This is a genomic window from Erwinia sp. MYb375 (assembly GCF_037479175.1).
Taxonomy (GTDB): Bacteria; Pseudomonadota; Gammaproteobacteria; order Enterobacterales; family Enterobacteriaceae; genus Erwinia; species Erwinia rhapontici.
Window position 1 is genome coordinate 1,385,404 of sequence record NZ_JBBGZS010000023.1, and the last position, 13,094, is coordinate 1,398,497.

Below are 13,094 nucleotides of genomic sequence, written 5' to 3' on the forward strand. Positions count from 1 at the left end.
AATTATCAGGCCGGATCATCCCGGCCTGCATTCTACTCTGCCTACTCTGCTCTCATCCTCAAACGATAATCAGCGACCACAGTACGCCCGATAACAATCGCTGAACCTGCAATCGCGCCCAAAATAGCGGCCAGCAACAGCACTACCGTCTTTTTGGGTTTGACAGGCGCAGCAGGTAAATCGGGTTGTTTAATATAAGTGAATGGCTGTAACTTCTCAGCGTCAGGCTTCAACTGTGACAGTGCCAGGAGCTGAGATTGTGTATCGAAATACTGTTTATTGAGTATGAGAGGCTTGTTGGCCTCATTAGCAATCATCGCACTTAGCGCATGGGTACCCAGCAGATATAACGTATCATCCGACAGGTTCTCCGCTTGGGTCAGTTGAGAGCTGGAAATATTCGAATCTTCAGCAATCTTCAATGCATAGCGAATAACTTCCATACGATGTGCATTACGCTGCTGCGCGATTTTTTTCTGCGCTTCCAGGGATACGTTCAGTTCGCGTTGTATCGCAATAAGGTTAGTTTTGATTTCAGCGACATAATCATTCACCAGGGAGGTATTCACCTGCTGGATGTAGCTTGACAGCTGCGCCTGAGCGTGGCTGGCAGTATCGGCCGTGACTGAGATGCTAAGGGGATAGTTAAGCGGTTTGTCTATGACTTTAATATCGACGGAGTTTGATGCGGCAAGCGAAGCACTAAAGCGACTAAACAGGCTTTGCTGAAGCATATCCGGAGAGAACTGTCCTGATTTACTCTGAGCGCTGTTACCGTTGTTATCAGTATCATTTATTGCATAGACTTGATTTAAAATACCACTGTAATAGACCATCTGGCCGAAATCGGGTTGCGTCACTATGGCCGTTGATATCCATTTAGATTTAACCGAGGCAAGATAGATTCCTGCACACGCCAGGCTGGCCGCTATTATTGCAATAATGATCCACTTACCCTTCCATAACTGGAAAAAAATATCCAGCAGGTTCAGTTCATCATGCTTTACAGATTCTAATTGTTCAAAGGCAGTTGTATTTTTTTGGCTCATCGTGACTCAACTTAAAAAAAACTGATATCGTTTTTATGGTTATGCGAATAAAAGATAGTCGAGCAATTAGCAGAACACCAGAAGGATAGTCTTAAAATCGAGGAGAAAAAATGAAATACCCCCCGTAAAACGGGGGGTTAAGCATTGACTTAGTCCAGCCACTCGGTGTGGAACACACCTTCTTTATCAGTACGCTTGTAAGTATGCGCACCAAAGTAGTCACGCTGCGCCTGGATCAGGTTCGCAGGCAGTACCGCTGAACGGTAGCTGTCGTAGTAGGCGATGGCCGCAGAGAAGGTTGGCGTTGGGATACCGTTTTGTACCGCCCAGGCCACAACATCACGCAATGCCTGCTGATATTCATCAGCGATATTTTTGAAATACGGAGCCAGCAGCAGGTTAGCGATGTCAGCATCAACAGCATAAGCATCGGTAATTTTCTGCAGGAACTGAGCACGGATAATGCAGCCCGCACGGAAAATTTTAGCGATTTCACCATAGTGCAGATCCCAGTTGTTTTCCGTAGAGGCCGCTTTCAGCTGAGAGAAGCCCTGTGCGTAAGAAACAATCTTACCGAGGTAAAGTGCACGGCGCACTTTCTCAACGAACTCTGCTTGATCACCGCTGACGGTCTGAACCTTAGGACCGCTCAGCACTTTAGATGCTGCAACGCGCTGGGTTTTCAGTGAAGAGAGGTAACGGGCAAACACGGATTCGGTGATCAGTGACAGTGGCTCACCGAGGTCCAGTGAGCTCTGGCTGGTCCACTTACCGGTGCCTTTGTTCGCGGCTTCATCCAGGATCACATCAACCAGGTAGTTACCCTCTTCGTCTTTCTTCGTGAAGATATCTTTGGTGATGTCGATCAGGTAGCTGCTCAGCTCGCCTTCATTCCACTCGCTAAAGGTCTTAGCCAGATCGTCGTTGCTCAGGTTCAGTGCGCCTTTCAGCAGTGAATAGGCTTCAGCGATTAACTGCATGTCACCGTATTCAATACCGTTGTGAACCATCTTGACATAATGACCCGCACCGTCCGGCCCCATGTAAGCCACACAGGCTTCGCCTTCAGCGACAGCAGCGATCTCAGTCAGGATTGGCGCAACCAGTTCGTAAGCTTCTTTCTGGCCGCCAGGCATGATAGATGGGCCTTTAAGCGCGCCCTCTTCACCACCGGATACACCGGTACCGATGAAGTTGAAGCCCTGCTCGGACAGCTCGCGGTTACGGCGAATGGTGTCTTTATAGAAGGTGTTACCGCCATCGATCAGGATATCGCCTTTATCGAGGTGTGGCGTCAGGGAAGCGATGGTTTTGTCGGTCGCTTCACCGGCCTGCACCATCAAAAGGATACGACGAGGTTTTTCCAGAGAGTCAACAAACTCTTCGATGCTGTAGTGTGGAACCAGTTTTTTGCCTGGGTTCTCAGCCACGACTTCATCGGTTTTTTCACGCGAGCGGTTGAAGATAGAAACTGTGTAGCCACGGCTCTCGATGTTGAGTGCCAGATTACGGCCCATTACAGCCATACCTACAACGCCGATCTGTTGCTTGGACATTACCTACTCCTGTCTGGGTGGAAAACCCGCAGTTCTGTGACTGCGGTCAATGTTCCAGACATGTTAACTCAGGTTTAGGGGGGGGTGGTAGTGATTGGTGCGATAGATATTGCTAAGTTCACAGCGCCAAAAACCCTGCATAATGGAGGCCTTACCAGCGAGATATCCCCCAAAAAATGTATTAAATCAGAGAATAGTTTTCACAGCGGAAGTTGAACAATTTTGCTTAAAGTCTGGTTAACATACTTAATCGCTTCATCAATATCGCTTGATTCAGAATAACACCGTAATTCGGGTGCATTACCTGAAGGGCGGAGGTGAATGATATCACCGTTGTTCAACGTCATTCTCAACCCATCAGTACTATCAGTCGATGCAACCAACAGCTCCGAAAAACCTAAGTCGTCAATCAATGTCTGCGGATTGAGTAATGCCCTCGCAATGATTGCAGTGCTGGTTTCGGTAGGAAAGTCTTTCACTCGCTCGGAAAAAGTATAACGTCCCGGGAGCTTTGCCACTAAGGAGGAAATAGAACAATCCCGACTTGCGGAAAAAAGCACTAAAGCCGGCAGTACAGCATCACGGGTGGGTAAGGCATGCAAGATCGCCCCCTCCATATGAATGTCACTGCCTAATAAAAAACCTCCATTAGCCTCAAAGCCGGCAATTTTCGATGACTCAGCACGCAAAGTGTTAAATTCTTCAATCACAAATGGTGAGCCAATTTGGGTGCGTGTGACTTTAGTAAATCGCCCGCTTAACTCAACTGCTGTGTTACAGCTGACAGGGATTGCCAGCATCTCTATATTGAGTGCGTCGGCACAAAGCAATCCAAGTATATCACCACGGAGCCACTCTCCGTTTTCGTCAGCGACCAGAGGCCGGTCACCATCTCCATCAGTAGAGAAAATAGCATCTAAATGATGCATGGAAGCCCATTTACGGGCTTTCTCAATGTCCGTCTGGCTGACGGCTTCGGTATCAATGGGTACGAATTCATCACTACGTTCAAGCGAAATAATTTCCGCTCCCAGACGAGTGAAAAGTTCAGGATAGATATCACGTCCTGCACTGGAATGTTCGTAAATGCCGATCTTTTTATTCTTCAACACATTTTTAGGTAAAAAGTCAGTATAACGAGAAATATAACGCTCTACCGCAACATTTGTCTTAATAAAATCAGGTAATGACAGTGACAGCGAAAAGCTTTTATCACATTGCAGAATGTTAACTTCATCTTTTTTAGTGATTTCACCTTCCGGTGTATAAAATTTCAGACCATTACGATCGAAAGGGATATGGCTTCCAGTTACCATGATGCAGGGAATCGCACACTCCATGGCATAAAAAGCCAACGCTGGAGTGGGTAAAACCCCGCAATATATAGTTTCGATACCTAAATCGATTAGAGCAGCAGCACAACGCCGTGCAATATTTTCACTTTCCGGTCTGTTATCGATACCAATCGCTAATTTCGAGAAACTATATTTCTTTTTTATAACATCAATAAAGGCATGTGTGTATGACTGACACACTTCCGACGTAAAATCTACAGCCAGTCCTCTGGCACCGCTTGTACCAAAAGCAGTTCCACTCTGCTTTAGAATATCTGAGGTATTCAATTATATATCCCTAATTCTGAAATGAAAGTTCTCAAGGAACCCGTACCGTGTCGTCATCCTCAAGATAGCTACCGGTCTTAATCTCAATGACTTCAAGAGGTACTTTGCCAGGATTTTCCAAAGAATGAGAAACACCAGCAGGGATAAATGTAGATTTGTTACTCGTTAATGTGAAAACTTCGTCACCGCAATGCACCATAGCAGTACCTGAGACCACTATCCAATGCTCTGCCCGATGATAGTGAATTTGATTTTTTATTTTCTTTCCAGGATGTAAGGTTATACGGTTAACTTGGTAATCACTGCCCTTTTCTATAATATCGAACTCACCCCAGGGCCTGTAGATAACATGATGGTTAATATGCTCTGTGCGGCCCAAAGAATTGAGTTTCTCAACGACTTTTTTCACATCCTGTACACTATTCCTGCTTGCAATTAACGTCGCATCTTTGGTATTTACGATTACCAAATCGGAAACACCAACGACTGCAATAAGTCCATTATCTCCATAGATATAATTATCTTTACTGTCTATTTCGACCGTATCACCTCGAATGACGTTCCCGTTTTTATTCTTTTTGGAAATATCCCATAATGATGACCATGAACCCACATCATTCCACTGCGCATTCATTGGAACGACAACACTTTCATGCGTGTGCTCCATAACAGCAAAATCGATCGACTCTGAGGGACAATTCGAAAAACACGCGCCATCAATTCTGATAAAATCTAGATCTTTATAGGCTCCATCGTAAGCGGCCTTACAAGCAAGTAAAATATCTGGGCGATATTTCTCCAGTTCACTCAAATAGGTCGAGGATCTAAACAGGAACATGCCACTATTCCATAAATAATCACCTTCAGAGAGAAATCTTTCTGCAACGGCTAAGCAAGGTTTTTCATGAAAGCTATCTACAGCATAACCCGTATCGGAAACCTTAAACCCTTTTTTGATATACCCATATCCAGTTTCAGGGGTTTTGGGTTCAATACCAAAAGTGACTAACTTACCGGCATTAGCAAATTCAATAGCATCTCTAACTGCACTTTCAAAAGATTGAGTATCTTTAATAACATGATCAGCAGCTAAAACCAGTAATAACGGGTCACGGCCAGAAGAGATTTCTTTAAATGCAGCCAGTGCAACAGCTGGTGCTGTGTTTTTCCCTACCGTCTCTAATAAAATTTCAATTTTTTTATTTTTAATATTTCTTAACTGCTCAGCGACAAGGAATCTATGTTCGTTATTACAAATAACTAAAGAGTCGGTATATTCGATATTCGTAAGGCGATTAAAGGTATCCTGCAACATTGAGTCATCTGTATACAATGAAAGGAATTGCTTAGGGTAGCTCATTCTAGATAATGGCCACATTCTGGAACCGGAACCTCCGGCGAGAATGACAGGGATCAGCATTCTTACATCCTATAGATTGTGCGAAATTAATTTATTTCAAGAAGAATGATTTATATAGATCATATGTTTTTTCTACCATAACTTTTGAGTCAAAGTTTTTCTCAAAATAATCTTTAATAGTACCAAAAACGACAGAATTAGAAGTAATAGCATTTATTGCTTCAGCAAGTTCTTCAGGAGACCTGGGTTTTACCACCAGTCCTGAGACGCCATGCCTATTCACCCAACCAACACCAGATCCTGGAATATCGCAAGAAACAACTGGAGTGTTAAGTGAAAAAGCTTCTAATTGCACGACACCGAAAGCTTCAGACTTCTCGATTGATGGTAAACAAAAAACATCACATGCTTCATACCATGAAGGCAAGTCTTCATCTTTTACAAACCCCAGTAGCTTTACTTTCTCAGAGAGATTGTTTAATTCAATAACTTTCTCAAGTTTGGCTTTATCAGGTCCCGTTCCTCCGATAACGATGACAGTATTGGACGGGAGAAAATTAGCAGCTTCTATCAGGTATTCGAAGCCTTTGTAATAGACAAGCCTTCCTAAAGAGAATACGATTTTCTTATCAGAATAATCATTTTTTATTTTATTAACAACAGCAGGATCTGATTTCAGAAAGCCATCTTTTATTCCAATGGGGATAACAACGACTTTTTCTTGAAAATCAGTGAGGTCTTTCGACTGCTGCCCATAAACTAGCGAAGTAGTAATGATTTTATCAGCGCGACGTAATAACCAATTTTGAAAAGGTTGATAGAAATACTTGAGTTTTTTTTGTTTTATAATATCACTATGCCAATGTACGACAATTTTCTTTGCACGAAGACTTGATGCCATTAATGCGATATTTGCTAAAGGATTAGGTAAATGGACATGTATGACGTCAAAGTCTTTAATCATATGACGACATTTATTTATATAGCTTAAAGAAAAGTCGGCAGAATTATTATGGAAATTTGAAGGGCAGCTAGAGACATTTACAGAATTGTAGGAGTAAGTTTTGAATTTTTCTTTGAGATGGTTAACACAAAGGACGTCAGTAGAGATGCCTTTTTCAACCAAACCCTCACAAATATCAGCAACGACCTGCTCAAGTCCACCAGAAAAAGGTTTATAATACTTACTTAAATGAAGAACTTTCACTGTTCCTTACCTTAATATAGAATATATTACGCTTAAGTTGAAGTTTTTCTTTTTCGAAATCTAATGCTTTTAAATAATTTATTTTAGAATGTTTTTTATAATCATCTCTTTTTAAAGAAAGAATGATTTTTTTTGCCGATAAGACATCATCTACTGGATAGATCATTGAGTGTGATATGAGTTCCTTAACGCCGGATACATTCGTGCAAACGCATGGTAAGCCATTTGACATAGCTTCGATTACCACTCTTGGTAACCCTTCCCTACGAGAAGACAGAATAAATATGTCTGAAGACTCCATTATATTTTTTTTCATTTCAGGTGATGATATATAACCAGTAAAAAACACTCGCTCATATACGCCTAGCTGGCGGGCATACTCTTTATAATCTTCTAATAATAGACCATCACCAACCACTATACCTTTGTAGTTTACTGGCAGTTGCTTAATAATATCCAAAAAAACATCAAGCCCCTTGAATTTTCTATCGAGCACTCCCGTAAACAGCAGAACTGTATCATTGTTAATCGGGTCATAGTTATTTGACCGAACATCTAAAACTTGTTCTGTTGTGTATAGTAATTTTGATAGCGTTATACTACTGTAAAAAGAGTTGAATTTTGGTTCTGATTTTTCCTCTTTTTTTAAATAGAGATCTTGTATTTCATTTTCAGTAACAAATGAAACGCAACTAGAAAAATTAAGTTGCATTTTGAATATTAAGTTAAATACAAAGCAAAGAAAATGATTTAAAATTGAAAAATTGGTAGAATGTAAAGCTTCTTGTTTGGGATTTGTTACAACCTCTAAAGAGAATTTTTTCCTTTTGAGCATGCAAACAAGTGAAAATAGATAAGCAAGAATACCAGGTGTTCTAATAATAACAGGCGTATTATCAACATATAACTTATTCGCCAAGTGCCAAATTTCAGCGAATTTTCTCAACCCAGTTCCGGTAGTGTAAATAGGTAAGAAGCTGATATTTTCGTTTTCAAATTTAACATGATTTTCAGGGCATACATCTACTTTTTCTACACGAGCAATTATTTTCACATGATCGAAGGTATCAAGATATCGTTTAAAAAACTCCTCATCTTCGATACCTTGCACATAAAACTCATTATTATAGTTTTTATATCTTCTTTCTATAGTAACTGCAATAATGCTCAAGATTTGTCCCTTTCTATCGTTGTCGAATGCCCATCAGTATAGAGTGAATTTTCAAGTATATTATTCCTGACTACCGAACCAGCACTAACAACTGAATTATCTCCTATTGATACGCCTGAAAGTATAACGGCATTGGTACCAATCCATACATTATTACCAATATGAACAGGTCTAGATTTAAACCCTTGTTGAAGCACGGGGATTGAACTCCGGAAGCGGTGGTTATGATCATAGACTTTGACATTTTCACCAAGAATTGTATTCTTTCCGATCGTGACAAGCTCATGCGAATTAATGCTTACCCCCTGATTAAAGAAAACACCTTCATCAATAATGACATTACCACCGTTGATGTTCACCGTTAGAAATCTACGAGAGTAAAACTTACCTCTGAAAGTAAGTTTTCCTTTATTAATGGTTATCAAAGTGCCTGAAGCGATATAAGAACTTAGCAACTTCGGCAAATTAATCGATTTACCAAATCGAATTTTTAAAAAAAATAGCTGTGCAGCGTATCTAATACGACTGGTGAGTTTGAAAAAATTATTTAAGTGCACGTCTCAGAGAACCTCTTAGATTGAAGAGTAATTTAGCGAACCCGGTAAGAAATCTGACAGGCGAGAGAAAAACATAAAGCATTCTGCTGTCTTTCTTTATGTAATTTAACACACCGAGAATATCAGCTTGTCTATTCATTCTTAGATAGTAGAAAAACAGTCTGAGCAGTAACGTTACCCTTGCTTTTCTAACATTCAAGAAGCGATATTTATCACTAGCCAGTGTCCAAAAATCAACATGCTTGCCAAGTTCGGTATCAATATCAGAAACCATACTCAAACTATTTTCTCTTTCACGCCGGATCGTATGGAATTGCTCGTCAAGTGCGATTTTTCCTTTAGCGGCACAATTGATGAGAAAGTAATGATCCTCCCTATACTTCAACTGCTCGTTGAAGCCACCCAATTGCTCAAAGAAAGATTTTTTCACAATAATTGTTGGAGTATTCATTAAAATCCTTCCGTAGAAAAAACCTTCCATACATTTTTTAGAATCTGTAGGTACTTTTTTGGATGATCGATGCTTAATGTTCAAAAGGTTATCGGCAACAAGAATATTGCCAAGAACTACATCAGCATTTTCATCATCGAGAACCTTTAACTGGCTGACGAGTTTTCCAGCCAGCCATACATCATCAGAATCAAGAAAAGCTAAAATCTCTCCACTAGCTCTCCTTGCCCCATAGTTCCTGGCAGAAGCTGCTCCACCGTTTTCTTTTGAAAAAATGATCGTATTCTTAAAGGAATTAACTATTTTAATGTAGTTTTCATGTTCGACCTTAGATGATCCATCATCAACAACAATAATTTCATAGTCTGTGATTTCCTGCTGAACTACAGAGTTTAAAGCATCGAATAGATATTGAGATGAGTTATAAACGGGTATTATGACCGATATTTTTTTCAATCTTAGCTCTTCTTTTTTTCAAGTCGATTAAGTAGATAGAATAAATTGAAAATGGAATTAGCAACGTATTCATATATCTATAAACTGAGTGAGTACATATCAAACCTACGATAACAATAAAGATAAAAGTATATACTTTATCTTTGAGGAAAGATGAAAAGAAGCATTTGATGAAGAGAATGATAGCTAATACATTGAATGTTCTTTGTACAATAGTCAGAGCATTAATCTCGTGGAATGGGTTAAAACTGCTTTTTAAATTTGTGATTATAGCTTGATGGAACGCATCAGATAAAATGAATGGTATGAACGAATATTGACTCACCGCTAACGTAGTTGAATCATACGTTACGTTCAACTCACCAAACCTTTTGGAAAGAGTAAATATTTTAATACGATAAGAAAGATCGCTATTCATAAACCATATTGTGCTAAGGATGGCGCCGACCACAATCAGCTTGTATAGACTTCTATTTTTATCTCGTATATAAAAAATAAAAATGATACCTGCATAAAGAGTAAATAAATCAGGGCGTGCAAGCGCTAAGAAAATGAGCGAGTTGGTTAAAAATAGCCAGCTTTTTCTCAGTGTAGCTACCATCAAGAAAGAAATAGCAGCGATACTAAAGGCTTCTTTTAAAATAAAGTATGACCAATAGCCACCGACGATCACTCCAAACAAAGAAAAGAATGCAATGTAAATTTTATGAGTTTCACTTTCAACTCTTCCCATTACATCTGACGATAAGAGCGCAAGTGAAGTCGAGAAAATGAAAATATTTATTAATCTAATAGCATCCTGCCCTAATAATTCATTTACAGTCCTGACATATACTGAAAATGGAAGGACTGAAGTATAATCATTTACATAAAGCCCTTCATCTGGAAATATCAATATATTTTCGCCATTAAATTTAATGACGAAAAAGAACACGCACATGAAAAAAAATGCAAAGGAATAGGAAAATGCAATAATGGACAAATATATTTTTCTATTTTTTATAAAATATGAAAATGACATTGAAATCATACAACTAAAAACTAGTGACAATACGAAAATCATTTTTTTCACCACGATAGAAAAAACACTTCATCCAAATAATATTCAGAGCGTAGTCTTAAAATGTTTTTTAATCACTTTTAGATATGCATCATTATAGTTATCATCCGGTTCTATGAAATTACCTTCAGCCCATTCATTCCAAGACTTTATAATTACAACTCGGTTATTGTAATCTTTCGCTGACAGTATTTTCTTTACTGCTCTAACGTGGAATTCAAAGCTCTCAGGGGTGCTTCCGTTAAGTAACCATCCGTTCTTTCCATGACGAATAGTAGAATCCCAACGAGGAATAATTACTGGAAGAACCTTATCTGATTTTGTTTCATCACTATTAAAGCCTGGTGATAATTTCGGGTAAGAATAAACCCTCGGGTTAAACAGGCTCTCAGAGATGAACTTATGTCGAATAAGTTTATCTCGTACTTTTTCGTAAAAACTTCTATTGGTGAACATACCGCGAGAATTGACAACTGCATCCAGATTATAATCATTCAGGTCTTGAGACTTACAGAACTCACCAATAATGTATGCATCAGGAAAACCAAACTCCTTACAAAGCGCCCTGAAGTTTCGAACCCATTCAAGAGCATCAGGTATCTCATAAATTTTAAAAATAAGAAAAACAGGTTTTCCATCTATTTTTACATATCTGTCATCTTTAAAAAAATCAAGCAAATACATAAAATGTTTTCTTTGGTCTTCCTTTCCGAGATAACGTTGTTCTTTCAGCAAGAGATTTTCGGTTTTATTCCACCAGGAGTGATTCGCCCAACCAAAACAGAATCTTGCTTCAACATTACTTTTAATAAGAATTTCTGCAGGTTTCTCTAACAGCATTTCACCGTTTCCAAACCAATAATGCCAAAAACAAAAACCTGTTATGGCATGCTCTTTAGCGAGTTTGTATTGTTCACCGATTATTTCCGGGTTCATCAAATTATAATAATCACCTTGATATGGTTGTAATATTTGGTGGTTTTTAAATAATTTCATAGCTGAACGAACCTGAGTCCACTCTGTAAAACCCTTGCCCCACCACTTATCGTTCTCATCTATCTGATGAAATTGCGGAAGGTAGTACGCCAGGTTTTCTTTTATTGCTAATTTCTCACTCATATAATTCAATTGCCTTTAAAAATGCATATTAGTCTTAGCCAGGAACGCTACTTTTTTATTTCTTGCCGATAGTGATTTTTTTCAATAAGAATTTCAACTTAACAACCAATGTCGAATTCTTCAAGGCGAAGCGGGTAATATTATTGTTCACTAAAAAATGATCAGGTATTCTTACAATTTTAGGTAATGTTCCAAAATGTACATCACCAGTCCAAGGGACAATTTCTTCAATCAAATTTGAATGATATTTATTATGATAAATTGCATCTAAAAATCTTTGCTTTACGTTGTTATAACCATGTACCTGTTTTATTTTGTTTCTCAGTTCAGATTCATAGTTCTCCGTCAATCCTTCACTCAAAAATTGCAGCACCTCGTCAGAGCTTGATTTTTTTAGTAGTTCAAGAGGAGTAAACCCCTGAAATGGGCTCAGTAAACCGCTGCACAGCCGACCTGATATAAATTGCTCTGCAAATGCACTCCCGCCAGGCATAGGATGGCTATCAATATACACATCTGCTTTGTTAGCAAGAGTCATATATTGATTGTAATCTAATTTTTTAATCAGATTAATTCTATGTCTGTACTTAACTTTTAGTAACCACCACCAATAGTCTCTTAAAGGATCACAGCCAACAACATTGAAAATAGATTTTGGATATTTTTTCAGGATTTCCCTGGCCAGTTTTCCAAGTCCTTCTCCCTGTATTGGCCTGAATTTATACCCTGCGGCTGCTGTTAAATAAATAACCTGATCATTAACATCAACTTTTCTACATTTAAGCTCGGAGAAATTTTCGAATAACGGTATACCTAAGAAAGATTTTTCACAGGATATACCTTTTAAGGTATCTAATTTTCTTCCTGATGAACTTATTTCAAACCAAACATCTGATATTGTCTGACCAAAACTAAAAACGTGATCTGCATGATTAACAAAATAAACTTTAAACTTGTGGTTTATCTTTTTCGCTAAACTACATGCTATTACTGAGTGGATGTCATCAGGATGTATATTTAATATAGCCTCATCATAAGACAACATTTCTTTTAGAATATTTTTGACATGTCCAACCTCACTGTCTACACCAGCTGACGAGCATAAGATCAGACTTTCAAAAAAACCACTGAGTCTGGAAATAACTTCTTTTGCTATGGGCCGCGTGATAATGAGGTTTGGTTTATTCGGCATAAAGCTTGCTAATCTTTCCATTAGCCGTGTATGCCCACCAACATTGAACGCCTCTGTTACGACAAAAACAGGATCTTTATATACTGACCCTTTATGTTCTTTTTTAAACTCATCAACTAAGAAATCAAACTTTTCTGTTATTTTATTTTCAAAATCGGGAAGACTAAAAACGCCAATTTTATTGTGCCACAAGATCTCCCCAAGATACTGTGAATCAAGAATAACCTCTTCCAGATTTTTATTAACTGTAATTGCAGAAGTTAAAAGGGAAACCTTTTTATTGTAATCCATAAA

Annotated in this window: 11 protein-coding genes; all 11 read right to left on the reverse strand. The window is 38.8% G+C overall.

All coding sequences use genetic code 11. The features are described 5' to 3' along the window. Positions 1-41: 41 nt before the first annotated feature. On the reverse strand, positions 42-1,049 hold the full coding sequence (locus tag WH279_RS19320) for a Wzz/FepE/Etk N-terminal domain-containing protein (protein WP_339458073.1): 1,008 nt from the start codon (positions 1,047-1,049) through the stop codon (positions 42-44). A gap of 149 nt (positions 1,050-1,198) precedes the next feature. Beyond that, positions 1,199-2,605, reverse strand: a complete 1,407-nt coding sequence (gene gndA, locus WH279_RS19325) for an NADP-dependent phosphogluconate dehydrogenase (RefSeq protein WP_339458074.1) — start codon at positions 2,603-2,605, stop codon at positions 1,199-1,201. A gap of 200 nt (positions 2,606-2,805) precedes the next feature. Beyond that, positions 2,806-4,227 (reverse strand): phosphomannomutase, encoded by a 1,422-nt coding sequence (locus tag WH279_RS19330; RefSeq protein ID WP_339458075.1) that lies wholly within the window; start codon positions 4,225-4,227, stop codon positions 2,806-2,808. 31 nt (positions 4,228-4,258) lie between these two features. Then, the gene (locus tag WH279_RS19335; protein ID WP_339458076.1) at positions 4,259-5,647 is read right to left on the reverse strand and encodes a mannose-1-phosphate guanylyltransferase/mannose-6-phosphate isomerase; all 1,389 of its coding nucleotides are present in this window, start codon (positions 5,645-5,647) and stop codon (positions 4,259-4,261) included. Between the two features lie 31 nt (positions 5,648-5,678). Further along, entirely contained in the window at positions 5,679-6,794 is a 1,116-nt protein-coding gene (locus tag WH279_RS19340) for a glycosyltransferase (RefSeq protein WP_339458077.1), read from the reverse strand. Continuing rightward, positions 6,772-7,965, reverse strand: a complete 1,194-nt coding sequence (locus tag WH279_RS19345; protein WP_339458078.1) for a glycosyltransferase — start codon at positions 7,963-7,965, stop codon at positions 6,772-6,774. The genes WH279_RS19340 and WH279_RS19345 overlap by 23 nt, the downstream gene beginning before the upstream one ends. Beyond that, positions 7,962-8,522: an acyltransferase gene (locus WH279_RS19350; protein WP_339458079.1), complete on the reverse strand. Its 561-nt coding sequence runs from the start codon at positions 8,520-8,522 to the stop codon at positions 7,962-7,964. The genes WH279_RS19345 and WH279_RS19350 overlap by 4 nt, the downstream gene beginning before the upstream one ends. Continuing rightward, entirely contained in the window at positions 8,509-9,429 is a 921-nt protein-coding gene (locus tag WH279_RS19355; RefSeq protein WP_339458080.1) for a glycosyltransferase family 2 protein, read from the reverse strand. Before WH279_RS19355 ends, WH279_RS19350 begins: the two co-directional genes overlap by 14 nt. Beyond that, complete coding sequence (locus tag WH279_RS19360) at positions 9,395-10,492, reverse strand: hypothetical protein (RefSeq protein WP_339458081.1); 1,098 nt, start codon at positions 10,490-10,492, stop codon at positions 9,395-9,397. The genes WH279_RS19355 and WH279_RS19360 overlap by 35 nt, the downstream gene beginning before the upstream one ends. Positions 10,493-10,534: 42 nt before the next feature. Continuing rightward, entirely contained in the window at positions 10,535-11,608 is a 1,074-nt protein-coding gene (locus WH279_RS19365) for a glycosyltransferase WbsX family protein (RefSeq protein WP_339458082.1), read from the reverse strand. Between the two features lie 55 nt (positions 11,609-11,663). Beyond that, a complete protein-coding gene (locus WH279_RS19370; protein ID WP_339458083.1) occupies positions 11,664-13,091 on the reverse strand; it encodes a hypothetical protein in 1,428 nt (475 codons plus the stop codon). Positions 13,092-13,094: the final 3 nt, after the last annotated feature.